The organism is Actinacidiphila sp. bgisy167 (assembly GCF_057707665.1).
This window is the reverse complement of record NZ_JBYIQP010000009.1, coordinates 1-23,445: the sequence shown is the minus strand read 5'-3', so window position 1 is coordinate 23,445 and position 23,445 is coordinate 1. Positions and strand designations below refer to the sequence as shown.

26 protein-coding genes are annotated in these 23,445 nt (G+C 72.8%); 6 read left to right on the top strand and 20 right to left on the bottom strand.

Features of this window, described 5'->3' with window-relative positions; genetic code table 11:
* Window positions 1–124 precede the first annotated feature (124 nt).
* The 6 genes from AC3ET4_RS05570 to AC3ET4_RS05545 all read right to left on the bottom strand — a co-directional run bounded on the left by AC3ET4_RS05570 (window position 125) and on the right by AC3ET4_RS05545 (window position 5,227).
* Entirely contained in the window at window positions 125–340 is a 216-nt protein-coding gene (locus AC3ET4_RS05570) for an I78 family peptidase inhibitor (protein WP_431946513.1), read from the bottom strand.
* 218 nt (window positions 341–558) lie between these two features.
* On the bottom strand, window positions 559–948 hold the full coding sequence (locus AC3ET4_RS05565) for a DUF779 domain-containing protein (protein ID WP_431946511.1): 390 nt from the start codon (window positions 946–948) through the stop codon (window positions 559–561).
* A gap of 4 nt (window positions 949–952) precedes the next feature.
* The gene (locus tag AC3ET4_RS05560) at window positions 953–1,843 is read right to left on the bottom strand and encodes a bifunctional DNA primase/polymerase (RefSeq protein WP_431946509.1); all 891 of its coding nucleotides are present in this window, start codon (window positions 1,841–1,843) and stop codon (window positions 953–955) included.
* A 394-nt stretch (window positions 1,844–2,237) separates the two neighbouring features.
* On the bottom strand, window positions 2,238–3,590 hold the full coding sequence (locus AC3ET4_RS05555) for a glycosyltransferase family 4 protein (protein WP_431946507.1): 1,353 nt from the start codon (window positions 3,588–3,590) through the stop codon (window positions 2,238–2,240).
* A gap of 399 nt (window positions 3,591–3,989) precedes the next feature.
* Window positions 3,990–4,490: a transglycosylase family protein gene (locus AC3ET4_RS05550; protein ID WP_431946505.1), complete on the bottom strand. Its 501-nt coding sequence runs from the start codon at window positions 4,488–4,490 to the stop codon at window positions 3,990–3,992.
* Window positions 4,491–4,600: 110 nt separating this feature from the next.
* On the bottom strand, window positions 4,601–5,227 hold the full coding sequence (locus AC3ET4_RS05545; protein ID WP_431946503.1) for a LysM peptidoglycan-binding domain-containing protein: 627 nt from the start codon (window positions 5,225–5,227) through the stop codon (window positions 4,601–4,603).
* Window positions 5,228–5,763: 536 nt separating this feature from the next.
* Here AC3ET4_RS05545 and AC3ET4_RS05540 point away from each other — a divergent pair.
* The gene (locus tag AC3ET4_RS05540) at window positions 5,764–6,537 is read left to right on the top strand and encodes a hypothetical protein (protein WP_431946501.1); all 774 of its coding nucleotides are present in this window, start codon (window positions 5,764–5,766) and stop codon (window positions 6,535–6,537) included.
* 178 nt (window positions 6,538–6,715) lie between these two features.
* Window positions 6,716–6,958, top strand: coding sequence for a hypothetical protein (locus AC3ET4_RS05535; RefSeq protein WP_431946499.1), 243 nt, complete (start codon window positions 6,716–6,718; stop codon window positions 6,956–6,958).
* A gap of 92 nt (window positions 6,959–7,050) precedes the next feature.
* On the opposite strand, the gene der is transcribed toward AC3ET4_RS05535, so the two are convergent.
* From der to aroH, 5 genes are all read right to left on the bottom strand, one after another.
* Window positions 7,051–8,508 (bottom strand): ribosome biogenesis GTPase Der, encoded by a 1,458-nt coding sequence (gene der / locus AC3ET4_RS05530; RefSeq protein WP_431946497.1) that lies wholly within the window; start codon window positions 8,506–8,508, stop codon window positions 7,051–7,053.
* Window positions 8,509–8,574: 66 nt separating this feature from the next.
* Window positions 8,575–9,234, bottom strand: coding sequence for a lysophospholipid acyltransferase family protein (locus AC3ET4_RS05525; protein ID WP_431946495.1), 660 nt, complete (start codon window positions 9,232–9,234; stop codon window positions 8,575–8,577).
* Window positions 9,231–9,974, bottom strand: coding sequence for a (d)CMP kinase (cmk, locus tag AC3ET4_RS05520; RefSeq protein ID WP_431946493.1), 744 nt, complete (start codon window positions 9,972–9,974; stop codon window positions 9,231–9,233). The genes AC3ET4_RS05525 and cmk overlap by 4 nt, the downstream gene beginning before the upstream one ends.
* A gap of 161 nt (window positions 9,975–10,135) precedes the next feature.
* Window positions 10,136–11,221, bottom strand: a complete 1,086-nt coding sequence (locus AC3ET4_RS05515; protein ID WP_431946491.1) for a prephenate dehydrogenase — start codon at window positions 11,219–11,221, stop codon at window positions 10,136–10,138.
* The gene (aroH, locus tag AC3ET4_RS05510; RefSeq protein WP_431946489.1) at window positions 11,218–11,580 is read right to left on the bottom strand and encodes a chorismate mutase; all 363 of its coding nucleotides are present in this window, start codon (window positions 11,578–11,580) and stop codon (window positions 11,218–11,220) included. Before aroH ends, AC3ET4_RS05515 begins: the two co-directional genes overlap by 4 nt.
* Before the next feature lie 118 nt (window positions 11,581–11,698).
* Between aroH and AC3ET4_RS05505 the strand changes: the two genes are divergently transcribed.
* The 4 genes from AC3ET4_RS05505 to AC3ET4_RS05490 are packed head-to-tail and all read left to right on the top strand — an operon-like array spanning window position 11,699 to window position 13,473.
* Complete coding sequence (locus AC3ET4_RS05505) at window positions 11,699–12,061, top strand: DUF952 domain-containing protein (RefSeq protein WP_431946487.1); 363 nt, start codon at window positions 11,699–11,701, stop codon at window positions 12,059–12,061.
* On the top strand, window positions 11,988–12,317 hold the full coding sequence (locus tag AC3ET4_RS05500) for a DUF6529 family protein (RefSeq protein WP_431946485.1): 330 nt from the start codon (window positions 11,988–11,990) through the stop codon (window positions 12,315–12,317). Before AC3ET4_RS05505 ends, AC3ET4_RS05500 begins: the two co-directional genes overlap by 74 nt.
* Window positions 12,314–12,745, top strand: a complete 432-nt coding sequence (locus tag AC3ET4_RS05495; RefSeq protein ID WP_431946483.1) for a Rieske (2Fe-2S) protein — start codon at window positions 12,314–12,316, stop codon at window positions 12,743–12,745. The genes AC3ET4_RS05500 and AC3ET4_RS05495 overlap by 4 nt, the downstream gene beginning before the upstream one ends.
* 17 nt (window positions 12,746–12,762) lie before the next feature.
* Complete coding sequence (locus tag AC3ET4_RS05490; RefSeq protein WP_431946481.1) at window positions 12,763–13,473, top strand: nucleotidyltransferase domain-containing protein; 711 nt, start codon at window positions 12,763–12,765, stop codon at window positions 13,471–13,473.
* A gap of 262 nt (window positions 13,474–13,735) precedes the next feature.
* Here AC3ET4_RS05490 and AC3ET4_RS05485 read toward each other — a convergent pair whose 3' ends face one another.
* The 9 genes from AC3ET4_RS05485 to AC3ET4_RS05445 form a co-directional block, all read right to left on the bottom strand.
* A complete protein-coding gene (locus AC3ET4_RS05485; protein ID WP_431946479.1) occupies window positions 13,736–14,773 on the bottom strand; it encodes an ADP-ribosylglycohydrolase family protein in 1,038 nt (345 codons plus the stop codon).
* Window positions 14,770–15,546 carry a nucleotidyltransferase domain-containing protein gene (locus AC3ET4_RS05480; protein WP_431946477.1) on the bottom strand — a complete coding sequence of 259 codons (777 nt, stop codon included), beginning with the start codon at window positions 15,544–15,546 and terminating at the stop codon, window positions 14,770–14,772. The genes AC3ET4_RS05485 and AC3ET4_RS05480 overlap by 4 nt, the downstream gene beginning before the upstream one ends.
* A 116-nt stretch (window positions 15,547–15,662) precedes the next feature.
* Window positions 15,663–16,724 (bottom strand): pseudouridine synthase, encoded by a 1,062-nt coding sequence (locus tag AC3ET4_RS05475; protein WP_431946475.1) that lies wholly within the window; start codon window positions 16,722–16,724, stop codon window positions 15,663–15,665.
* The gene (gene scpB, locus AC3ET4_RS05470) at window positions 16,724–17,398 is read right to left on the bottom strand and encodes an SMC-Scp complex subunit ScpB (protein ID WP_431946473.1); all 675 of its coding nucleotides are present in this window, start codon (window positions 17,396–17,398) and stop codon (window positions 16,724–16,726) included. Before scpB ends, AC3ET4_RS05475 begins: the two co-directional genes overlap by 1 nt.
* A complete protein-coding gene (locus tag AC3ET4_RS05465) occupies window positions 17,391–18,542 on the bottom strand; it encodes a segregation and condensation protein A (RefSeq protein WP_431946471.1) in 1,152 nt (383 codons plus the stop codon). The genes scpB and AC3ET4_RS05465 overlap by 8 nt, the downstream gene beginning before the upstream one ends.
* 61 nt (window positions 18,543–18,603) lie before the next feature.
* A complete protein-coding gene (locus tag AC3ET4_RS05460) occupies window positions 18,604–19,272 on the bottom strand; it encodes a hypothetical protein (RefSeq protein WP_431946686.1) in 669 nt (222 codons plus the stop codon).
* On the bottom strand, window positions 19,269–20,342 hold the full coding sequence (locus tag AC3ET4_RS05455) for a ParA family protein (protein ID WP_431946469.1): 1,074 nt from the start codon (window positions 20,340–20,342) through the stop codon (window positions 19,269–19,271). Before AC3ET4_RS05455 ends, AC3ET4_RS05460 begins: the two co-directional genes overlap by 4 nt.
* A 362-nt stretch (window positions 20,343–20,704) precedes the next feature.
* Window positions 20,705–21,820 (bottom strand): alanine dehydrogenase, encoded by a 1,116-nt coding sequence (ald, locus tag AC3ET4_RS05450; protein WP_431946684.1) that lies wholly within the window; start codon window positions 21,818–21,820, stop codon window positions 20,705–20,707.
* A gap of 251 nt (window positions 21,821–22,071) precedes the next feature.
* A partial coding sequence (locus AC3ET4_RS05445; protein WP_431946467.1) for a tetratricopeptide repeat protein occupies window positions 22,072–23,445 on the bottom strand: 1,374 nt, incomplete at its 5' end.

The window sequence follows — 23,445 nt, the reverse complement described above, 5'->3', positions numbered from 1 at the left end:
CGCACGCTCCCACCCCGCCCAAGGCCGCACGAAGGCCCTGACCGCCCCGAGACGGGCGGCCAGGGCCTTCTTCCGTACGGGGCGCCGTGTCCTTCTGCGCGGCGCCGTGCGGGGGCCGGAGACCTCAGCCGCTCCAGCAGCGGATCACCCGGCCGCCCTGGACGGTGAAGTTGAGCCGGCCCACCCGGTACTCCATGGTGATGACGGCGCCCGGCGGCAGGGCGCGCACCGTGCTCCAGCCGCGCTCGGTGGCCCGGCGCTCGGCGTCGTCGGCCGGGAGGCCGACGTAGGAGTCCGGTTCGTCCTGCGGTTGCCGTGCGGCGATCGGATCGGTTGCCATATGAGCAACCGTAGGCGCACACGAGCCGTGACGGAAGGAGTGGGCGACTTGATCGTCACACTTGTGTCACAGAATCCCGGTCGGCGTTTGGCGTGCACCGTTCACTCTTTGGGGGTGACTTTTCCCGGCGGCCACCGAATTCACGGACCTGGCCCCTGAATATCGTCCGGAGCGGTCGCGCGGAATTCCCGGCGAACGTCCCACACACATCCCTCACATCACATCCCAAGCGTCGACAACTCGTCGTCCGTCAGCAGTCGGGAACGAATGAGAAACCGGTTGCCCGTCGGCGCTTCCAGCGAGAAGCCGCTGCCGCGCCCGGGCACCACGTCGATCGTCAGATGGGTGTGGCTCCAGTAGGCGAACTGGTCGCGCGACATCCACACCGGCACCGGATCGATGCCCGGGACGCCGAGGTCGCCGAGGTGCACGTCGGAGTCCCCGGTGAGGAACTCCCCCAGCGGGTAGCACATGGGCGAGCTGCCGTCACAGCAGCCGCCGGACTGGTGGAACATCAACGGGCCGTGCTGGTCGGCGAGGCGCCGCAGCAGCCTCGCTGCCTCATCGGTGACGGCGACCCGGGCGGCCCTCGGTGCGGTTGAGGTCATGGGGTCAGAGTGCTCCCGCCGAGCGCCGCCCGCCAGACCGCCGCAGGACGTGCCGCCGGGCGGAGCCCACGGTCGACGCGGCCTCGCGTTCCGGCAGACCGACGCGGACGGCCGCTTCGACCATCCGGGCGGCGACGTGGTCCCCGTGCCCGTTCTCGAACGCCCGGCAGGCGGCCCAGAAGAGCCGCTCGTTGCGCTCCCCCACCGGCGAAGCGAGGACGAAGCGGATCAGCGGCTCGGCCGCGCCCGCCGTCGTGCCCGTCGTGGCCCGCCCGGCCCGGCGCTGCGGGGACGCCAGCAGCAGCCGCAGCAGCCGCCTTGGCACGGCGGCAGGCGGCATCGAGGCCGTCGGCGGGTCCCAGCGGTAGCGGCCCGCCGTGGTGACCGAGCCCGGCCCCACCAGGTAGCCGCCGCTGCCGCGCACGTCGATCCCAGGGCCGAGCCTGCGCACGGAGTTCGGCACGATCACTTCGGCCGGCCCGCGCAGCCACAGGTGCCGGCCGCCGCTCGGGGTGAGCACCGTACGCGTCCACGGCACGGCGAAGCCCCACCGGGCGGCGAGGTCCACCAGGTCGGTCACACCGTCGACGCCGTCCTTGCGGTCGAGGTCGAGGCCGATCAGATGGTGCGGCGACCGCCCGCACGCGATCCCGTACCCGCTGGCCCAGGGCGCCGCCGCGAACAACTCGGCTATCCGGGCGGGCTCGGTGGCGGCGTCGTGCACCCCGTGACCGAGCCGTCCGCACTGTCCGCGGCACATGCCACGGCCGGTCTCCCCGCGGTGCGGTGAACGGATCGCGGGGAGCTTGGTCCGCGACAGCGGGATGACCGGGAGGCCGCGCCGCGCGGCCGCGAGCGCGCATTCCAGCGCGCGGTCGTGCTCCGGATGCGTCACGGGGTGCCCCCCTCGATGCGCTACGGCATGACCCCCTCATCGTAATTTCGTTCGACCGGACGCTCAATGACGCACCGAGCAGGCAGAACGCGCCCGCGAGCCGCCCCACCGGATCCGGCCGATCACGAACGGCGGGGACCGGCCGGAGCGGGCGCGATCAGGCCCGACCTCCCGGCACTCGGCGTCGACCTCACCGCGGACTCCTCCGAACCCGCCGTCGGGAGATCTCTCCCTCCTCATCCCTCTTCATCGGCGACGCCGGTGTGGTCCCCGGCGACGCCCGCCATCCGCGCCCGCCGTCCCCGCCGTCCGCCTCGCGCGCGGCCGGGGTCCCACCGTGCCGGACGCGGGCAGCCGGCACCCTCCTCCGGGCGGAGCCGTTCGACGACACGCGCTATCGGTCGGTCGGCCCCCCGACCGGCGATCCACCCTTCGTTCCGTGCCCGCGAAGCATGCCCCGCGCCTTGCCCCGCAGCTTCTTGCGGAGGCGGCGAGCCCGCCGCCGCGCCGCGCCGGCCAGGTCCTTGCCGGAGTACGCGACACCCACGCCCAGGCCGCCGACATGGCGTCCGACGGCACGCAGCCTGCCCCCCGTCCCCGCCCGGCGGGCGACCAGTTCCTCCATCAGGCCCTCGAAGGCGCCGGCGATCTGCGCGGGGTCGTAGCGGGCGCCCTTCTCCAGGGCTGCCCTGCCCATCCGCTGACGGAGCTCGTCGTCGTTGATCAGCCGGAGTATCGCCGCCGCCAGCCCGTCCACGTCCCGCGGGGGCACCAGCAGACCGTCCACCCCGTCGCCGATGATCTCGCCGGGGCCGAGCGGGCAGTCCGTGCTCACCACCGGCAGGCCCACCCGCATCGCCTCGACGATGGTCATGCCGAACGACTCGGTGCTGGAGGACACCGCGAGCAGCGAGGCCTTGGCCATCTCCGGCTCGATCGGCGACGCCGCGCCCATCATCGTCACCCGGTCCCCGACGTCCAGGTCGGCGATGAGCCGCTCCAGCTTCTGCTTCTCCCCGCCCGTGCCGTACAGCCGCAGACCCCAGTCGGGGCGTTCCCGCGCGACCTTGGCGAAGGCTCGGATGAGGTCCCCGTAACGCTTGACCGGGGCCAGCCGGCCGACGGCCACGACGTACCTGGCGTCCAGGGTGCTGGGCGCGATGCCCGGGTCGGGGACGCTGTTCGGCACGGCGACCACCCGCACCCCGGGCAGCCGCAGTCTGCGGCGGTAGCAGGCGGCGTCGGCCTCGGTGGTCGTGGTGACGGCGTCCAGCCGTGGGTACAGCCGGCGCAGCGTGAGCACCAGCGGCACGGAGTGGGTGTCCAGCGTCAGGTGCTCCTGCGCGATCCGGACGGCGTGACGCGGGGCCTGCAGGGCGATGTGGACGTTCAGCCCGGGGCGCGTGCCGATGACGACGTCGGCGTCCAGGGACGCCAGATGGGCCGCGATCCGCCGGTCGGTGAGGGCGTTGTACTGCTGGTAGCGGTTCTCGCCGGACGGGAAGACCTTCGCCGGCCTGCCGTACAGCGGGTCGTCGAGATCGCACGTCCCGCCGCCGCGGCGCAGGTCCAGCAGATGGCGCAGGCCGACGCGCGGGTCGAGGGCGAACGTGGGCTCGTCACGGTGGCGGAAGACGGAGACGATCTCGACCTCGTGCCGTTCAGCCAGGGCGCTGGCCAGGTTGTAGGTCGTGCGGATGGTGCCCCCGACCCCGTACGCATTGTGGATCAGTATGGAAATACGCATGCGTCCCCGTGTTCCTGCTCCCATGGACCGGTGCCCGCCGTCGTGCTGGAAAGACCCCGCTCACCAGACCCACAGGTTGTACCGGTTCGCCTTCTCGTACGCCCTCGTGTCCGCACTGTTTCCCCCCTGTGACGTTTGTCACCGGTTCCGGGGCGGCGGGCAGGCGCTCCACGCTGCCTTCCCCGGATCGGCCGGCCGCTCGGGCCACGGGTGGCGCTGTCACCCCGCCGGGCTACGGACAGGGACTCGCCGGGTGACGGCCGCGGGCCGCGGGCGCGGGCACGACGGTGGGGCGGGCGGTCCGGCGTGAGCGCGGCAACGGCCGGGACGCTGCGGCCGAAACGGTGCGGCCTGACCGGCGGTCCAGGTCGGAGCGCCGCCGCAGTGCTCCCGACGGCCTCACTTCGGCAGGCGCAGCAGTGTCCCCGGGGTGAGCTGCCGGTTCGGGTCGGAGCCGATGACGTCCTGGTTGAGCCGGTACAGCTCCGCCGCGCCGCCGCTGACGTCGAAGCGCCGGGCCACCGACTCCAGGGTCTCGCCGCGCTGCAGCGCGTGCGCCCGCCCGGACAGCCGCAGGCGCTGCGCGCAGGTCGGCCAGGCCTCCCAGCCCTGGTCGCGCAGGATCTCCTCGGCGACGGTCACCTGCTGGTCGGGGGTGGCGCGGTCGGGCCTGGGAGCCAGGTCGAGACCACCGTGTTCGGCCCAGGTGGGCTGGAAGATCTGCAGCCCACCGTAGAAGCCGTTGCCGGTGTTGGTGTTCCAGCGGTTGCTGCTCTCGCAGGTCGCCAGCTCCAGCCAGACGGGTGCGTGTCCGTCGGCCTGCGCGGCCCCTGACGCGAGGGCCGCCGACGCGGCGAGCGATACGAGCGCGGTCACCGCGAGACGGCGGGGACGGGACATGCGGGCCAGGTTAGGCGCGGCGGTGGCGGCAGCCGCCTCCCGCCGCGCCGTGCGCGCCCCGGGGCCCACCCGGTCGGAGCACGGCCGGGTGGGCAGGGGTGCGCGGAGGGTCAGATCGACAGCCGCTGACCGGGAAGGATCAGGTTGGGGTCGGCGCCGATCACGGACCGGTTGACGGCGTAGAGCTTCTTCCAGGTCGTCCCATGGGCCGCCGCGATGCCGCTCAGGGTGTCGCCGCTGCGGACGCGGTAGTCGCCGTGGCCCTTCGCGACCCGGCTCTGGCCGCGGTCGGTACGGCCTGCGGCACCGCGCGACTGCCGCTGCGGCGCCGGGGACGTGTGCCGCCTCTCGGGCGCGGTCGGGGCGGCGCCGAGGGCGGGGGCGCTCCCGTAGGCGCCGGCACGGGCGGAGCAGGTGGGCCATGCCCCCCAGCCCTGCGCCCGCTGCACCTTGACGGCGACGGCGATCTGCTGCTCACGGCTCGCCCGGTCGGCGGTCGCCGCGTACACGGTCCCCCCGTAGGCGCGCCATGTCCCGGCCGAGAACTGGAGTCCTCCGTAGTATCCGTTACCGGTGTCGATGTGCCAGTCTCCCCCGCTCTCGCAGCGCGCGATGCGGTCCCAGACCCCGCTGTCGGCGGCCTTCGCGGGCCCCGCGACGGCCATGAGGGCCAGCGGGGCGAGGACGGTGACGCCGGCGGCGGCTGCGGACCGGCGGTACGTGCCTGATACGGCCATCAGATCCCTCTCCACGGACCCGGGACTCCCCCACGTCGCCGCACCCCTGGTGCGGCGGCCGGCGGACGGGCACCCGCGCGTCCGGCGCGGCCCCCGTCCCCGTCGCTCGCCGACCGACGGCTTTCCGATCCGCGGTCGCCCTCCGTGCGAGCCCTCCCGGGTGGTGCTCCCTGCACACGGCGGGCAAATCTAGGCAGAGTCGCGTTCCGTCACCAAGCATGTGCCTTGCGTCGCAGGCCAGTTGCCGGTTACCGGAAGTAAAGTCCTATTCCGGACAGTGGATTGATGGCGCTTTTTACGGCATGTCCGTACAGCGCATATGCACCATGTGATCCGTCTCATAGGCGCATGGGCATCGCGGGGTGAAAGGTGGGACGGGGAGTGATCGGCTACGCGCCTCCGCTCACTCTCCGCAGGCGGACGTGCGAGCACGCGCCAAGTAGGCCGTGACTCCCGCCACAGATCGGCCGTTGTCACTGTGTGCCGGGCGAGGCTCGGCAAAGGAGCTCTTAGCCGTCATTCCCAAGGAGGCTTCAGTGCCGCCCATGCTCGACGTCAGCGACGAGGTACGAGCCGAGATCGGCGATGAGGAGGCGGCACGCCTGCTGGCCGGCGTCAGCGCGCCCGGCACGTACGACTGCACCTCCTGCCGTACTCCGGGGGACACCGCCACGGAGCGCACCAGCACCGTGCTGTTCGTCGGCGAGGAGACGGCCGTGCTGGCCTTCGCCCACGCGACCTGCATCCCCTCCCAGGTCGTGCCGGTACCGGAGGAGCAACTGCAGGGCGCCGTGCAGAGCATGGCCGTCGAGGAGACGGCCGGAGCCGCCACCGCGGCCGCCGCGCCGCGCCAGGCGGTGCTCGGCATCACCTGCGGCCTCATCCTCCTCAAGGAGGAGGTGTGCCCGGCCCTCGTCATCGAACCCACTGGTCCGATCGCCCGCCCGGGGCACGACGGCCCCGGCGACGACTTCCTGCCGATCCTCATCGAGCAGGGCTTCCTCCCCGTGAACGACCTCTCCACACCGCCCTCCCCGCTGCCCGGCTGGTCCGTCCTGCTGGCCATGGGGCAGCTGCACGCCATCCTGCAGCCCGGCAACGCCGGGGCGTGGTGGCAGGCGCACCAGCCGCTCGCGGTCAGCGAGGGCTGGCGCCAGGCGGTCAACAGGTCCAACGCGGTGTACGTGTACGCCGCCCCGTACGGCACCATCGGCCAGCAGCCCCGCGAGGACCTGCTGCGCGACGCTCTCGAGCGCGCCTGCGGGCGCGGACTCCTCGTCGCGGCGACGATGCCCCTCTCCGGGACCTGACGGCCCCGGCTCACGCAGAAGGCGCGTACGGCCGACCGTACGCGCCTTCTGCGCGTGGCGGTGCATATGCGTGATTCATCCGCCCGACCCGCATCCCCGCAGCTGAGCCGCTCGTTGCCACGACGTGCACACCTTTGACGCTTCCTCACGAGCCCAGTACCGCAGCCCCATCCCTCCCATGCGCACCGCGCAGGAGGCGTCCGCGCGTGAAGGCACGCCGATCTACGACGCGCTCTACTCCGAGTACCGCAGGCTCTTCCGCACCCTCCCCGGCGACCGCACCGGCGAGGAGGACCTGCAGTTCAACGGGTTCGCCGACCGCGGCGGCGCCAACTCCGCCTACCGCTCCGGCCGCCATCGCGGCGACCTGCCCGCGCTTCCCCCGGGGTTGGCCGAGAACCGCATGCACGGCGGGCTCTGATCTGACCGCTCGCCCCGCGCGAACAGCCGCCCGCCGGGACTGCCTCCGAGGAGGCGGCCCGGCGGGCGGCTCCATGTCCGGACCCGGAAAAGCTACTTCTTGCGTCCGCGCTTCTCCCGCACCCGGACCGACACCTGGATCGGCGTCCCCGCGAACCCGAACTCCTCGCGCAGCCGGCGCTCGATGAAGCGGCGGTAGCCGGCCTCCAGGAAGCCGGAGGCGAAGAGCACGAAGCGCGGGGGCTTGGTGCCGGCCTGGGTGCCGAAGAGGATGCGGGGCTGCTTGCCGCCGCGGATCGGGTGCGGGTGGGCGGCCACGAGCTCGCCCAGGAAGGCGTTGAGGCGGCCGGTGGGTACCCGGGTCTCCCAGCCCGCCAGGGCGGTCTCGATGGCCGGGACCAGCTTCTCCATGTGGCGGCCGGTACGGGCCGAGACGTTCACCCGGGGCGCCCACTGGACCTGCACGAGGTCCTTCTCGATCTCGCGCTCGAGGTAGTAGCGCCGCTCCTCGTCCAGCAGGTCCCACTTGTTGTAGGCGATGACGATGGCGCGGCCCGCCTCGACCGCCATCGAGATGATGCGGGTGTCCTGCTCCGCGAGCGTCTCTCCGGCGTCGATCAGGACGACGGCGACCTCCGCCTTCTCCAGGGCGGCCGCGGTGCGCAGCGAGGCGTAGTAGTCGGCGCCCTCCTGGAGGTGGACCCGGCGGCGGATGCCCGCGGTGTCCACGAACTTCCAGGTCTTGCCGCCGAGCTCGATGAGCTCGTCGACCGGGTCGCGGGTCGTGCCGGCCAGTTCGTTGACGACGACGCGCTCCTCGCCGGCCACCTTGTTCAGCAGCGAGGACTTGCCGACGTTCGGGCGGCCGATCAGCGCGACCCGGCGCGGGCCGCCGACGGTGTTCGCGAAGGACTGCATCGGCGCGTCGGGCAGCGCCTCCAGCATCGCGTCCAGCAGGTCGCCGGTGCCGCGGCCGTGCAGCGACGAGACGGGGAAGGGCTCGCCGAGGCCGAGGTTCCACAGCATGGCGGCGTCCGCCTCGCCCGAGGGGCCGTCGACCTTGTTGGCGCACAGCACGACCGGCTTCCCCGCCTTGCGGAGCAGCCTGACGACGGCCTCGTCGGTGTCGGTCGCGCCGACCGTGGCGTCCACCACGAAGACCACGGCGTCGGCGGCGTCGATCGCGAACTCGGCCTGCGCCGCCACGGACGCGTCGATGCCGAGTACGTCCTGCTCCCAGCCGCCGGTGTCGACGATCTTGAAGCGGCGGCCGTTCCAGTCGGCCTCGTACGTGACACGGTCGCGGGTGACGCCGGGGCGGTCCTCGACGACCGCCTCACGGCGGCCGATGATCCGGTTCACCAGAGTCGACTTGCCGACGTTCGGGCGGCCGACGACCGCGACGACCGGCAGCGGGCCATGACCCGCTGCCGCGAGGTCGCCCGCGACCTCGTCGAGGTCGAAGCCCTCCTCGGCGGCGAGCTCCATGAACTCGGCGTACTCGGCGTCGTCGAGCGCGCCGACTTCGCCGTACTCGTTCTCGATGTCCATGAAAGCTTCTCCGTCGATCGTCAGATGTGCGGGGGCTTGCACGCCCCAGTGTGGATCAGGCCGCCGCTAGGAGGTGCGGCCCGTGGTGCGCCGGGCGTACTCGAGGTGGCCGGTGAGGTGCTTCTGGATGCGCACGGTGGCGGCGTCCAGCGCCGTACGGGTACGGCGCCCGGTGCCGTCGCCGGCGTCGAAGGGGTCGCCGAAGACGATGTCGACCCGGCCGCGCACCGGCGGCAGGCCGCGGATCAGCCGTCCCGGCCGGGATGTGCCGAGGACCGCGACCGGCACTATGGGCGCGCCGGAGCGCACCGCGAAGTACGCCAGGCCCGCCCGCAGGTCGGCGAAGTCGCCCTCGCCGCGGGTGCCCTCGGGGAAGATGCCGAGGACCCCGCCGCGCTCCAGCACGCCGAGCGCGCTGGTCACCGCGGCGCGATCGGTGCTCTTGCGGTCCACCGGGAGCTGGCCGATCCCACGCAGGAACGGGTCCAGCGGCCCGATGAACGCCTCCTTCTTGATCAGGAAGTGCACGGGACGCGGGCTGGTGCCCATGAGCACCGGCCCGTCCACGTAGTGCGAGTGGTTCACGGCGAGGATCACAGGCCCGGTGGCGGGCAGCCGCCAGGCGCCGAGCACCCGGGGGCGCCAGAGGCTGTTGATGATCCCGATGCCGAGGCGGCGGCCGACAGCCGCGCCCTTGGGCCCCGGAACCGCGGAGGTGTCGCTCACGAACCGGCTCGCTTCTCCTCGATCAGGGTGACGACGGTCTCGATGACCTGGTCGAGGGTGAGGTCACTGGTGTCGACCTCTATGGCGTCGTCGGCCTTGGCCAGCGGGGAGGTCTTGCGTCCGGAGTCGGCCGCGTCGCGCCGCACCAGGGCCTCCCGGGTCGCCGCGAGATCGACCTGGGCGCTGCCGGCGGCCTTCAGCTCGCCGCCGCGGCGGGCGGCCCGGGCCTCCGGGGAGGCCGTGAGGAAGATCTTCACGGTGGCGTCAGGCAGCACGGTGGTGCCGATGTCCCGGCCCTCGACGACGATCCCGGCCGGCGCGGCGGCGGCCGCGTCGCGCTGCAGCCCGACCAGCCGGGTGCGCACCTCCGGCACCGCGCTGACGGCGCTGACCGCCGCGGTGACCTCCTGGGAGCGGATCGGGCCGGAGGCGTCCACGCCGTCCACGGTGATCGTCGGCGCCGCCGGGTCGGACCCGGAGACGAGCACCGGCTTCTCCGCGGCGGTGGCGACGGCTGCCGCGTCGTTCACGTCGACGCCGTTGCTCAGCATCCACCAGGTCATCGCCCTGTACTGCGCGCCGGTGTCCAGGTAGCTCAGGCCGAGCTTGGCCGCGACCGCCTTCGAAGTGCTGGACTTGCCAGTGCCCGAGGGGCCGTCGATCGCGACGATCACCGGATTCGACACAGTCGGGGGACCTTCCTTGTGCGTGGAACAGGTACACGGCTGGCACGATGCCATCCCCACAAGGTTACCGGCCCACCCATTCGGCTCTGTACCGCGAATGCGCCGACCCCGCCTCTGCGCGCGGTGACCTGTCCCGGCCGGCCCACGCACGCCCCTGCCGTGCCCGGGGCCGGCGCCGCGCCCCGCTCACTTCGCCCGGCCCCGTCCACCGCCCCTCAGGCGCGCAGCGACCAGCCGCGCTCCCGCAGCGCCGCCGACAGGCGCGCGGCCGCGGCCGGCTCCACCATCAGCTGCACGAGACCCGCCTGCTGCCCCGTCGAGTGCTCGATGCGCACGTCCTCGATGTTGACCCCCGCCGCCCCGGCGTCCGCGAAGAGCCGCGCGAGCTCCCCGGGCTGGTCGCCGATGAGGACGGCCACAACCTCGTAGGTCTTGGGAGCCGAACCGTGCTTGCCCGGGACCTTGGCCCGGCCGGCGTTGCCGCGGCGCAGGAGGTCCTCGATACCGGCGGCGCCGTCGAGGCGCTTCGCGTCGTCCGCGGACTGCAGGGCCCGCAGGGACGCGACGGTCTCGGTCAGGTCGGCGGCGATGTCGGCGAGGACGTCGGCGACCGGGCCCGGGTTGGCGGAGAGGATGTCGATCCACATGCCGGGCTGGGAGCCCGCGACCCTGGTGACGTCGCGGATGCCCTGGCCGCACAGACGCACCGTGCTGTCCTCGGCGTGCTGCAGGCGCGCCGCGACCATGCTGGAGACGAGCTGCGGGGTGTGCGAGACGAGGGCGACGGCGCGGTCGTGGGCGTCGGCGTCCATGACGACCGGGACGGCGCGGCAGAGCGCGACCAGCTCCAGGGCGAGGTTGAGCACCTCGGTGTCGGTGACCGGGGTCGGGGTGAGCACCCAGGGGCGGCCCTCGAAGAGGTCGGCGGTCGCGGCCAGCGGGCCGGAGCGCTCGCGGCCCGCCATGGGATGGGTGCCGATGTACGAGGTCAGGTCGCAGCCGAGCGCCTCCAGGGCGCGGCGCGGTCCCGCCTTGACGCTGGCGACGTCGAGGTAGCCGCGGGCGACCCCGCGGCGCTGGGCGTCGGCGACGGTCGCGGCGACGTGGGCCGGCGGCACGGCGACGATCGCCAGGTCGACCCGGCCGGACGGGGGCTCGTCGGTGCCCGCGCCGAGCGCGGCGGCGGTGCGCGCCTCGGCGGGGTCATGGTCCTCCAGGTGCACCTCGACGCCGCGCGCCGCGAGCGCGAGGGCGGCGGAGGTGCCGATGAGGCCGGTGCCGATGACGAGGGCGGTCCTCACTGGGCGATGTCCTTGCGGAGGGCTGCCGCGGCGCCGAGGTAGACGTGGGCGATCTCCTCCTTGGGCAGTGGGGACTCGACGTGGGCCAGGATGCGCACGACCCGCGGCATCGCGCCGGTGATGTCGAGTTCCTGCGCGCAGATCAGCGGGACATCGGTGATGCCGAGCTTGCGCGCGGCGACCGCCGGGAAGTCGCTGTGCAGATCCGGGGTGGCGGTGAACCACATGCTGATCAGATCGTCCACCGCGAGGCCGTTGCGCTCCAGGATGGCGGTGATCAGCTCGGCGACCCGCTCGTGCATGTGCTCCGCATCGTCGCGCTCCAGCTGCACGGCTCCGCGGACCGCTCGTACCGCCACGTCTTCGCTCCCTGTGTTGCTGCGCACACGTACCTGGTCAGCGTAGTCGCGGTGGACGGGGTGCGGTGGACACGCCCGCCCTGCGAGACGCGAGGGGCGCCGCGGTACACCATGAAGCATGATCTTCCACCTGGTTCCGCTGGACGACTGGCTGCGCGACCCGGACCGTCCGTACGCGCCCTCGTCGCTCGCCGAGGACGGGTTCGTGCACTGCGCGCCCGACGAGTCGGTGGCGCTCGCCGTCGCCGACGCCTTCTACCGGGGCACCACTGGGCCGCTGATGGTGCTGCTGATCGACGAGGAGGCCCTGGAGGCCCGTGTGCTGTGGGAGGACGCCGAACCGGCTGTGCCGCCCGGGGTGCCGCGGGAGACCCGCTTCCCGCACGTATACGGGCGCATCAACCGCAGTGCGGTGGTCGGGATGCTGGAGGTGCGGCGGGACGCCGAGGGCCGGGCGGTGGCGCTGGCGGTGTGGTCGTGAACGCCTCTGCGCGGCCCGCCGCCGCGTGCGCGGCCGGCAACCATTGGGCTGTCCGAAGTACAGCGGCCGCGTGATCGGGCACGCGCTGTCCGGGTGCTTCGTTTTCGGGGCATTCGCCGCAAAGATGCTTCTGCTGCGGGCCGGACGACTGCCGGACCGGCCGCTGCCGGTCGGCAGCGGGCTGGTCCGCACCGCGTCGACGGCCGCGGCCGACATCAGCGTTGGGGTTCTTCGAACAGTCGGGGTGACAACATGAAGCGACGCATGGTGCTGCTGTCCACGGCGGCGCTCGCGGCATGCGGCAAGTCCGGTGACGAGAGCGCGCCGCAGGGCGCGGCGACATCGGCGCCGCCTCCCTCGGATCCGGCCACCGCGCCGGCCTCGGCGAAGGCGGAGGGCGAGTCGCTGGTGAAGACCGCCGACGTGCCCGTGGGCGGCGGCACGGTGATCACGGACAGAAAGGTCGTGGTGACCCAGCCCCAGGCCGGCGAGTTCAAGGCCTTCTCCGCCGTCTGCACCCACCAGGGCTGCCTTGTGAACAACGTCTCCGACGGCACGATCAACTGCCCCTGCCACGGCAGCAAGTTCCGGATCACCGACGCCTCGGTGGCCGCCGGACCTGCCGAGAGGCCGCTCCCCGCCGAGTCGATCACCGAGAAGGACGGCGAGATCTTCCTCGTGTGACCCCGTACGATCCGGCCATGCGCGACCACGACCTCATACGCCGCCACACCGTCTACGCCTGTGTGATGGGCTCGCGCGCCTTCGGCCTTGCCACGGACGGCAGTGACACCGACCGCCGCGGGGTGTACGTGGCGCCCACCCCGCTCTTCTGGCGCTTCGACAAGCCACCCACCCATGTGGACGGCCCCGAGCGGGAGCAGTTCTCCTGGGAGCTGGAGCGGTTCTGCGAGCTCGCGCTGCGCGCCAACCCCAACATCCTCGAGTGCCTCCACTCCCCCCTCGTCGAGTACGCGGACGACACCGGGAAGGAACTGCTCGCGCTGCGCGGCGCCTTCCTCTCCCGGCACGTCCACGAGAGCTTCGCGCGCTACGCCACGGCCCAGCTGCGCAAGCTCGAGGCCGACGTCCGCACGCACGGTGCGCCCCGCTGGAAGCACGCCATGCACCTGCTGCGGCTGCTGATCAGCGCCCGCGACCTGCTGCGCACCGGCGAACTGCGCATCGAGGTCGGCGACCACCGCGAGCGGCTGCTGGCGGTCAAGCGGGGCGAGGTCGGCTGGGCCGAGACGGAAACCTGGATGCTGCGGCTGCACGACGAGGCCACGGCCGCCGCACCGCGCAGCCCGCTCCCGCACGAGCCCGACCGGGCCCGCGTCGAGGACTTCCTCTTCCGGGTACGACGGGCGTCAGCCGCCGACGCCGTCCCACAGGACCCCGAAGGCGAGTAGCTCGCCGCGGTACTCGAGCCGCTCCACCCAGGCATCCGGCCACGCCGCCAGGCCCTACCGCGCACCCGGCAAACGCATCGAGGTCGGCGACCACCGCGAGCGGCTGCTGGCGGTCAAGCGAGGCGAGGCCGGCTGGGCCGAGACGGAAACCTGGATGCTGCGGCTGCGCGACGAGGCCTCGGCCGCCGCACCGCGCAGCCCGCTCCCGCACGAGCCCGACCGGGCGCGCGTCCAGGACTTCCTGTACCGGGTACGACGGGCGTCAGCCGCCGACGCCGTCCCCATCCCAAAGGGCGCCGAAGGCCAATAGCTCGTCACGGTGCTCTAGCCGCTCCACCCAGGCGTCGGGCCACGCGGCCAGGCCGTGGTGCGCTCCGGCGAAGGCGCCCGTCAGGCACGCGATGGAATCGGAGTCACCGGAGGAGCACGCCGCCCGGCGCACCGCGGTGACGGGCTCGTCCGGGAAGAGCAGGAAGCACAGCAGGCCGGTCGCCAGCGCTTCCTCGGCGATCCAGCCGGCGCCGGTGGCCAGGCACGGGTCGGCCTCCCGGTCGGGCGCCGCGAGCGCCGCGTCGAGGCGGTCGAGCACCCCGAGGCACTCGTCCCAGCCGCGCCGGACGAAGGCCAGCGGTCCGTGGTCGTGGGCGCGCGTCCACAAATCACCGAGCCACCACTCGTGGTAGGTATCGCGCTGCTCCACCGCGTAGTGGCGCAGCAGGCCGGGCAGTTCGCCCGGGGCCGCACCCTTCGCGAGGAGGTGGACGGCGTGCGCGGTGAGGTCGGAGGCCGCGAGCGCCGTGGGATGGCCGTGGGTCAACGCGGACTGCAGCTGCGCCGCCCCCGCCCGTTCCTCGGGTCGCAGCCCGGGGACGAGACCGACCGGGGCGACCCGCATGTTCGCGCCGCAGCCCTTGGAGCCGGTCTGGCTGGCCTCCTGCCAGGGCCGGCCCGGCTTGTCCAGCTTCTGGCAGGCGGTCAGGCAGGTGCGGCCGGGGGCACGGTTGTTGTCGGGCGAGTGGTACCAGTCCACGTACTCCTCGCGCACCGGGCGGGCGAGCCGGGAGGGAGTGAGGGGGCCGCGCTCCGTCGCCGTGCGCAGCCCGCGGGCGAGGGCGAGGGTCATCTGCGTGTCGTCGGTGACGAAGGCCGGGCGGGGCAGCTCCATCTCCCGCCACGGGCCGCACTTCGCCAGGATGGACGGGACGTCGTTGAACTCGGTCGGAAAGCCGAGCGCGTCACCGATCGCCAGCCCCGCCATCGCCCCCGCCGCCGCCCGCCGCCCGGTCACGGCGGAGCTCATGCGGCGGCCGTCCGGGTGCGGACGACCAGGTCGTGGAGGGCGTCGTAGGCCGTCGGCTCGCCGGGCAGCCGGCTGTCGCGCTGCGCGTCGTCCAGGACCGCGTGGAGTGCGTCGACATCGGCACGGACGCGTCGCGGGTCGAGATCCATGGCGAGGCCGTGCTCGGCGGCGGCCTTCTCGTGGATGAGTTCGCGGACGTAGCCGGGGGCGGTGACGTGCTCCAGCAGCGTCGGCAGGTGCGCCTCGACGGCGCCGGTGCGCATCAGGTGGATGCCGGTCAGCAGCACCCGGAAGGTGTAGAGCAGCGGCTTGAGTTCGCCGGTCTTCTCGTACAGCTCCCACTGGGTACGGGCGAAGCCACGGTAGTGGTGGGCGTGCTGGGCGGTGATGACGCCGGGCGCCAGGTCGGCCAGTCGGGCGTGGACCTCGCTGGTGTGCACCACGAGCGGCGACAGCAGCTGCTCCAGCACATAGCCGTTGCGCCGCAGCATGAGCCGGACGAACTTCAGCAGGTCGTGGGTGACCAGGTCGAGTTCGAGGCCGTCCTGCTCCCACATGCGGGTCTGGGTCTCCTCCCCCTCCCGCAGCCCGATCAGGTCCGCGAGTGGAAGGAGGTGGACGCCGCGCAGGTCCACGTCCGAGTCGCGGGAAGGGAAACCGTACAGGTGCGCGCCGGAGACGGTGGCGAACAGCAGGGGGTGTCCCTGCTGGACGAGGGCCGGGGTGAGTTCGGGCAGCCCGGCCTCGCGCAGAGGTTCGGCGTGGATGGTCATCGCGCCATCCTCCCCGGTGCGGCGGCCTGCGGGAAAGTCCTTATCCGCGGCCGGGCGGCCGGGAAGCCGCTCCGGTACGGGGCGTGGGCCGCCCCGTACCGGCGGTCACGGGCGGCTCAGAGATCGACCTCGCGCATGAGCATGCCCACCTCGGTGTTGGTGAGCCGCCGCAGCCAGCCCGACTTCTGGTCGCCGAGCGCGATGGGTCCGAAGCTGGTGCGGACCAGCTTGTCGACCGGGAAGCCCGCCTCGGCCAGCATCCGGCGCACGATGTGCTTGCGGCCCTCGTGCAGGGTGACCTCGACCAGGTAGTTCTTGCCCGTCTGCTGCACGACGCGGAAGCTGTCTGCGCGGGCGTAGCCGTCCTCCAGCTGGATGCCGTTCTTCAGCTGCTTGCCGATGTCGCGCGGCAGCACACCGCTGATCGCGGCGAGGTAGGTCTTCTGCACGCCGTAGCGGGGGTGTGTGAGGCGATGGGCCAGCTCGCCGTGGTTGGTGAGCAGGATGATGCCCTCGGTCTCGGTGTCCAGCCGCCCGACGTGGAAGAGCCGGGTCTCGCGGTTGGTGACGTAGTCGCCGAGGCACTGGCGGCCCTCGGGGTCCTCCATCGTGGAGACGACGCCGGCCGGCTTGTTCAGGGCGAAGAACAGGTACGACTGCGTGGCGACGGTCAGCCCGTCGACGCGCACCTCGTCCTTGTCCGGGTTCACGCGCAGGCCCTGCTCGGTGACGATCTTGCCGTTCACCTCGACCCGGCGCTGCTCGATCAGTTCCTCGCACGCGCGCCGGGAGCCCATGCCGGCCCGGGCCAGCACCTTCTGCAGGCGCTCGCCCTCCTGCTCGGCGCCCGGGAAGGTCTTGGGCAGGTTCAGCTTGGGCTTGCTGTGCCGCTCGCGGTTGCGCTCCTCGATCTGGGCGTCCAGTTCGCGCGGGCGCGCGGGGGCCGACCTGCGGGGCTTGCCGGACGCGCCGCCCGGCTTGCCGCCGGTGCCGCGCTTGGCGCCGCCGCCCGCTCCACCGGGTCCGCCGGGTCCGCCGGAGCTGCCGCCGACGTCGTAGCGGCGCTCCTCCGGACGGGGTCGGCCCGCGCGCTTCTGCTTGTCGTCGCGCCCGTTGCCGGCACCCCGGTAATTCCGGTTGCCACCGCTGTTCCTGCCGCTGCCGCTGCTGCTTCGCATCAAGTTTCCGTCGTCGAGTCCGGGTCGAATGAGGGGACGCCCTCCAGGGAGTCCGCCTCGACGGCGTCCGCCTCCGGGAGGAACGGGGCGAGCTCGGGCAGCTCGTCCAGGCCGCGCAGGCCCAACCGCTCCAGGAAGTAGTTCGTCGTCCTGTACAGGATCGCACCTGTCTCGGCTTCCGTCCCACACTCCTCCACAAGACCCCGCTGCAGGAGGGTGCGCATCACACCGTCGCAGTTGACCCCGCGCACCGCCGAGACCCGGGACCGGCTGACCGGCTGCCGGTACGCGACGACCGCCAGCGTCTCCAGCGCGGCCTGGGTGAGCCGGGCCTGCTGTCCGTCCAGGACGAACTTCTCCACGGCCGCGGCATAGGCGGGCCGGGTGTAGAAGCGCCAGCCTCCCGCGACGAGGCGCAGGTCGAAGCCGCGGCCCTGGGCGGCGTACTCCCCGGCGAGGTCGTGGAGCGCGGTCGCGATCTCCCGGCGCGGGCGCTCCAGCACCTTGGAGAGCGTCTCCTCGGTGACGGGCTCGTCCACGACCATCAGGACCGCCTCCAGGGCAGGCCGCAGCTCCAGATCCGCCACCGAGAGCAGTCCCGCGGGGGCGCCCTGCTCCTCCCCGGCGGTCTCCGCCACCGCGGTCATTCCCGTGACCTCCGTCACGTCAGCCATCCTTACCGTCCTTCGCGGCGGGCGCCTGGTCGAATTCGTCGGTGACGAGCGGCCGGTCAGGGGCCGCCGCACCGCCCGTCCAGCGGACCTGGAGCGTACCCAGGGCCTCTTCCTGGTCGAGCGCGACCGCCTTCTCCCGGTACAGCTCCAGCAGGGCCAGGAAGCGGGCCACGACGGTCAGGGTGTCCGGTGCGTCGAGGGTGAGTTCCGCGAAACTCGCCTCGCCCCGCTCCCGGAGCATGGCGACGACGTGGCCGGCCTGCTCGCGCACGCTCACCAGCGGCGCGTGGATGTGGTCCACGTACACCTGCGGCTTCGGCTTGGGCTGCATCGCCTTGACGGCGAGCTGTGCGAAGCGCTCCGGCCCGATGCCGAGCACCACCTCGGGCAGCAGTTCTGCGTGCTGCGGCTCCAGGCCCACGGTGCGGGGGTGGTGCAGCGCCTCGGCCTCCAGGCGTTCGGCGAAGATCGCGGCGATCTGCTTGTAGGCGCGGTACTGGAGCAGCCGGGCGAAGAGCAGGTCCCGGGCCTCCAGCAGGGCGAGGTCCTCCTCGTCCTCCACCTCGGCGGCGGGCAGCAGCCGCGCGGCCTTCAGGTCCAGCAGGGTCGCCGCGACGACGAGGAACTCCGTGGCCTGGTCGAGGTCCCAGTCCGGTCCCATGGCACGGATGTGCGCCATGAACTCGTCCGTCACCTTGGACAGGGCGACCTCGGTGACGTCGAGCTTGTGCTTGGAGATCAACTGCAGCAGCAGGTCGAAGGGGCCCTCGAAGTTCGCCAGCCGGACGGTGAACCGGCCGTCGTCCGGGGAGGCGGCGCCGTCCTCGTCCTGTGGCGCGGGGGCCTCCGGGCCGGACGCGGGGGCCTTTGCCGCGGGAACGGGCGACGGGCCGGCGTCGGGCGGCGGCGCATCCGGAACCGGGGCCGGCTCCGCCGGGGCTTCGACGGCGGTGGCTTCGACTGCCGCTTCGGCGACTGCCGGAGGCGGCGGGGCGGTGTCGCCGAACTCACCGGCCGCGTCGCTCACACCCGCCTCGCCCGTGCCCTCCTCGGCCACCGCCCGGGGCGGCACAGGGCGCGCGCCCGGGCCGCGGCCGAGGAGGCGGCGGGGGCGCTGCGGACTGGCGGGGACGTCGGGGGGCATGAAGATCCAGGTGCTGCTGACGGGGCCGTACGGAGGACGGCACCGTATCGCGATGGGCGCGTCAGCGGCCGCGCAGGCGTCGTACGAGGATGCTCGCGTCGCCTCGGGACTCGAGGTCGGCCAGGACCACCGCGACCGCCTCCCGCACGATCCGGCCGCGGTCCACGGCGAGCCCGTGCTCGCCGCGCAGGACGAGGCGGGCGTGCTCGAGGTCCATGAGCTCCTCGGCGGAGACATAGACGGTGATCTTCTCGTCGTGGCGTTCCCGCCCGCTGGGCCGCCTCGGGGCCCGTCCGGACTTGCGGCGCGGCTGCTGGGGCTGCGGGGGCTGCGGCGGCTGGGAGGCCGCCTGAGGGCCCGTGGAGGCCGCTGCGGGGGCCTGCGGGCCGCGTCGTACGGGCGCGCCGGAAGGACCCGCCTGTTCCGGGACGGAACGGGCCGCTGGGACCGGCGAGGCGCCCGGGCCGGCGCCGTTGTCCCGTCCGCCGTGCTCGGCGGAATCGGAGGGCGCCGCGGAATCGCGGACCGGCGCCTCCTCCGGCGCCGGCTCCTCGACGGGGGCCGGGACGGACCTCAGGGGGCGTTCGCCGGTGCCGCCGGTGTCCGCGCCCGGGCCGGCGCCGGGGCCCGTGCCGGGAGTCTCACCGCCGGAGTGCTGCCGCGGTGTCGAGGACTGGAGCCCCCGCCCCCCGGTCGTACGGAACAGTTCGTCGGCCCCGGGGAGACTCACTCGGCGTGACACCGGGCGAGCACCTCCCTGGCGAGCTGGCGGTAGGCTGCGGCGCCCACGGAGTTGGAGGCGTAGGTCGTGATCGGCTCACCGGCGACCGTGGTCTCCGGGAAGCGGACGGTCCGTCCGATGACGGTGTGGAAGACGTGGTCGTCGAAGGCCTCGACGACACGCGCCAGCACCTCCCGGCTGTGCACGGTGCGCGAGTCGTACATCGTCGCGAGGATGCCGTCCAGCTCCAGCTCGGGGTTGAGCCGCTCCCTGACCTTCTCGATGGTCTCGGTGAGCAGCGCGACACCGCGCAGCGCGAAGAACTCGCACTCCAGCGGGACGATCACCTGGTGGGCTGCCGTCAGGGCGTTGACGGTCAGCAGGCCGAGCGACGGCTGGCAGTCGATGATGACGTAGTCGTAGTCGGGCAGCAGCGGCTTCAACGCCCGCTGCAGCGAGGACTCCCGGGCCACCTCGCTGACCAACTGGACTTCGGCGGCCGACAGATCGATGTTGCTGGGCAGCAGATCCATCCCCGGCACCGCCGTCTTCAGCAGCACCTCGTCGGCCGACAGCCCGCGTTCCATCAGCAAGTTGTAGACCGTGACGTCCAGTTCCATCGGGTTGACGCCGAGGCCGACGGAGAGCGCGCCCTGCGGGTCGAAGTCGACCAGGAGGACGCGGCGGCCGTATTCGGCGAGCGCGGCACCGAGGTTGATGGTGGACGTCGTCTTGCCGACGCCGCCCTTCTGGTTGCACATTGCGATGATCTTCGCCGGGCCGTGGTCCGTCAGCGGGCCGGGGATCGGGAAGTACGGCAACGGGCGGCCGGTGGGGCCCACGCGCTCACGGCGCTGACGCGCCGCGTCGGGCGCGAGGGTGGCCGCGTACTCGGGGTCGGGTTCGTACTCCGCGTCGGGGTCGTAGAACTGACCGTCCTGCAGCTCTTCTTCGTATTGCGCCATGGGGTTCGCGTAACGCGTCTCGTTGTCTGTACCGGCCCTGCGCGCCTCGAACGTGCGGACGGCCACGGAGGCCACCGGCTCGAGTCGTGCGGAGCCCTCGGTCTGCACGGTCATTCCTGGCTGACCACCCCCGGGAGCAAATGTCGACTCATTCACAAGTCGTCTTACCTCCTTGGTGACCAGGAAACTTCTCTATAGGTCAGCGTTGCAGCATGCCGACGGTTGGCGACTCTATGGCGTGTCGGTGGTTCACAGCAACACAATCCGCCGGACACGGCACGATGTGTCGGCAACCGAACGTCTCGCTGTCAAGGGTGTAACGGCGACGCCGGGGACGTTTCACAGGGGTGCGAATCGGCAAAACAGTATGGTTCCGCGCGAACGGCCGGGCCCTGTGGACAAGGACCCGGCCGTGCGTCGCACGTCGGCGACACGTTGACGCCGAGGCGAAATATCGACCAATCGATGAGGCGGCGTCAGCCCAGGACGCTGACGAGCTCCACCGCGTCCAGGCCGTGCGCCTCGGCGACCGGCCCGTAGACGACCTGGCCCTCATGGGTGTTGAGGCCCTTGGCGAGTGCGGCGTCCCGGCGCAGTGCCTCGCGCCAGCCGCGGCCCGCCACCTCCACGATGTAGGGCAGCGTCGCGTTGGTCAGCGCATAGGTGGAGGTGTTGGGCACCGCGCCCGGCATGTTGGCGACGCAGTAGAACACCGAGTTGTGGACCGTGAAGGCCGGCTCGGCGTGCGTGGTCGGACGGGAGTCCTCGAAGCAGCCCCCCTGGTCGATGGCGATGTCGACGAGCACCGAGCCCGGCTTCATGCGCGAGACCAGTTCGTTGCTGACCAGCTTGGGCGCCTTGGCGCCGGGGATCAGGACCGCGCCGATGACGAGGTCGGCGTCGAGGACCGCCTTCTCCAGCTCGAAGGCGTTGGAGACGATGGTCTGCACCCTGGTGCCGAAGACCTTGTCGGCCTCGCGCAGCTTGGTGATGTCCCGGTCGAGCAGGGTGACGTGGAAGCCCATGCCGACGGCGATCTGCGCGGCGTTCCATCCGGAGACACCGCCGCCGATGACGACGGCCTTGGCGGGGGCCACACCCGGGACGCCGCCGGGGAGCACACCGCGGCCGCCGGCCGAACGCATCAGGTGGTAGGCGCCGACCTGCGGGGCGAGCCGGCCGGCCACCTCGGACATCGGGGCGAGCAGCGGCAGCTGGCGGTTGGCGAGCTCGACGGTCTCGTAGGCGATCGCGGTGGTTCCGGACTCCAGCAGGGCGTCGGTGCACTCGCGGGACGCGGCCAGGTGAAGGTAGGTGAAGAGGGTCTGGCCCTTGCGGAGCCGGTGGTACTCCTCCGCGATCGGCTCCTTGACCTTCAGCACCAGGTCGGCGACGCCCCACACCTCGTCGGCGGTCGGGAGGATGGTCGCGCCGGCGGTGACGTACTCCTCGTTCGGGATGGACGAGCCGAGGCCGGCGTCCTGTTCGACGTAGACCTCATGGCCGCCTCGGACGAGCTCGTGCACGCCCGCGGGGGTGATGGCCACGCGGAACTCGTTGTTCTTGACCTCGCGGGGGATGCCGACCTTCACGTCGATCACGGTCCTGTTCACGGGAGTGGAAGATGTGGGCAGGTCTCGGAACAAATCACCCTTTGTAAGGGTACGTCGGACCCGGCCGCGATGTTCTGCGGTGTGACCAAGTGTAGTGAAGGAGGAGTCGCTGTCCAGCCTTACAAAGTGACTACTTCCAGCGAAGGCATCAGTGGTTTCGCAGGCATGACCCGTGTCGGGACGGGCCCTGAGGGGCCCCGCCGGGCACCCCGCCCGGGAAACCGGGCTCCTCACTCCTCATCGGGCCGCGGGATCTCCTCCGGGGGCAGCAGCCGGCGTGCCGCGGCCCGCTGCAACTGGGCGCCCGCCGGGTCACCCAACCGATCCAGGGTGTCGGCCATGCGCAGCAGCACCGCGCCTTCCAGCCGCCGCTCCTTCGCCAGCCGGGCCCAGTACAGCGCGTCGCGGCAGGTCCGCAGCGCGTCCTCCGGGTGCCCCGCGTACTCCTGGACCCTGGCCACCTCGCTGAGGGCACGGGCCTGTGCGGGCAGGTCCTTCAGCCGGCGGTGGGCGGCGGAGGCCGCACGCCACTCGCGCAGCGCGTTGCCGTAGTGGCCCGCGTAGGTGAACAGGGCGCCGAGCCGCCCGTGCAGTCGCGCCTGGTGCGCGAGTTCGCCGCGGGCCTGCCGCAGGGCCAGCGCCCTGCCGTACCAGTCGGAGGCGCGCTGCGGGTCGTCCAGTTCCAGATAGGTACCGGCGACGGCCTCCAGCGCGCGGCCCTCGGCGTCCCCGTCGAAACCCTCCCGGGAGGCGACCAGCGCGGCCCGGTAGCGGTCGAGGGCGTCGAGCGGGCGGCCCGCCTCCACGTCCAGGTCGCCGATGTTCAGCAGGGCCGCCGCCTTCTCGCGGTGCAGTCCGCGTCGCTCGGCGACGTCCAGCACCAGATGGTGGAGCCGGTAGCGCTCGGGCGCCGTCGCGCCGCCGTCCGGGTCCGCGGCCAGGGCCCGCACGAGACCCGCCATGAGACGGCGGGCCAGGGTGTCCAGTTCGCCGTCCGCGACCGCCAGCCGCGCCGAGGCCAGCAGGACCGGCAGCCGCATCCGCAGCCAGCCTGCCGCGACCGGACGACTGGGGAAGCGCAGCGAGGTCGGCAAGCCGTCCGGTTCCGTCTCCCCCTCCAGGCGCATTCGGCAGGCATGGAGCAGCCGCACCGTGCGCTCCAGCAGCCGTGCCCGGGCGAGCTGCACCTCGGACGGCTTCTCCGTGCTCTCCAGCAGCGCCCGCAGCGGTGGGGTCAGCCAGCCGGGGAGGCGATACTGCGCCTGCGCGTCGGGCAGGCCGGCGGGCGACGGCTCCGGGTGCAGCAGCCCGCAGGCGGCGAGGTCCGCCAGGGTGGCCTGCGCGGCCTCGACGGAGCAGCCGCCCAGCGCGGAGGCGGTCTGCGCGTCGGTCAGGCCCGAGGGGGTGAGCACCAGCAGTCGCAGCATGCGGGCCACGGCGGGCGAGAGCGCCTCGTAGACGAAGCGGAAGGCGCGCAGCAGCTCCGGGGCCGGGGTGGCGCGCGGGGTCGGCGGCGGGGCACTGTGCCGTTTCTGCGTCGCCTCTCCGGCTCCCGCGGCGTCCCCGGCACCGTCGCCCGCCTGCGCGGCCGGGCCGGCGCCGAC

Bases quoted from the DNA above. Each gene is read 5' to 3' on its own strand.
- AC3ET4_RS05570 (WP_431946513.1), bottom strand. From the start codon at position 340: ATGGCAACCGATCCGATCGCCGCACGGCAACCGCAGGACGAACCGGAC.
- AC3ET4_RS05565 (WP_431946511.1), bottom strand. From the start codon at position 948: ATGACCTCAACCGCACCGAGGGCCGCCCGGGTCGCCGTCACCGATGAG.
- AC3ET4_RS05555 (WP_431946507.1), bottom strand. From the start codon at position 3,590: ATGCGTATTTCCATACTGATCCACAATGCGTACGGGGTCGGGGGCACC.
- AC3ET4_RS05550 (WP_431946505.1), bottom strand. From the start codon at position 4,490: ATGTCCCGTCCCCGCCGTCTCGCGGTGACCGCGCTCGTATCGCTCGCC.
- AC3ET4_RS05545 (WP_431946503.1), bottom strand. From the start codon at position 5,227: ATGGCCGTATCAGGCACGTACCGCCGGTCCGCAGCCGCCGCCGGCGTC.
- AC3ET4_RS05535 (WP_431946499.1), top strand. From the start codon at position 6,716: ATGCGCACCGCGCAGGAGGCGTCCGCGCGTGAAGGCACGCCGATCTAC.
- der (WP_431946497.1), bottom strand. From the start codon at position 8,508: ATGGACATCGAGAACGAGTACGGCGAAGTCGGCGCGCTCGACGACGCC.
- cmk (WP_431946493.1), bottom strand. From the start codon at position 9,974: ATGGCATCGTGCCAGCCGTGTACCTGTTCCACGCACAAGGAAGGTCCC.
- AC3ET4_RS05505 (WP_431946487.1), top strand. From the start codon at position 11,699: ATGATCTTCCACCTGGTTCCGCTGGACGACTGGCTGCGCGACCCGGAC.
- AC3ET4_RS05495 (WP_431946483.1), top strand. From the start codon at position 12,314: ATGAAGCGACGCATGGTGCTGCTGTCCACGGCGGCGCTCGCGGCATGC.
- AC3ET4_RS05490 (WP_431946481.1), top strand. From the start codon at position 12,763: ATGCGCGACCACGACCTCATACGCCGCCACACCGTCTACGCCTGTGTG.
- AC3ET4_RS05485 (WP_431946479.1), bottom strand. From the start codon at position 14,773: ATGAGCTCCGCCGTGACCGGGCGGCGGGCGGCGGCGGGGGCGATGGCG.
- AC3ET4_RS05480 (WP_431946477.1), bottom strand. From the start codon at position 15,546: ATGACCATCCACGCCGAACCTCTGCGCGAGGCCGGGCTGCCCGAACTC.
- AC3ET4_RS05475 (WP_431946475.1), bottom strand. From the start codon at position 16,724: ATGCGAAGCAGCAGCGGCAGCGGCAGGAACAGCGGTGGCAACCGGAAT.
- scpB (WP_431946473.1), bottom strand. From the start codon at position 17,398: ATGGCTGACGTGACGGAGGTCACGGGAATGACCGCGGTGGCGGAGACC.
- AC3ET4_RS05465 (WP_431946471.1), bottom strand. From the start codon at position 18,542: ATGCCCCCCGACGTCCCCGCCAGTCCGCAGCGCCCCCGCCGCCTCCTC.
- AC3ET4_RS05455 (WP_431946469.1), bottom strand. From the start codon at position 20,342: ATGACCGTGCAGACCGAGGGCTCCGCACGACTCGAGCCGGTGGCCTCC.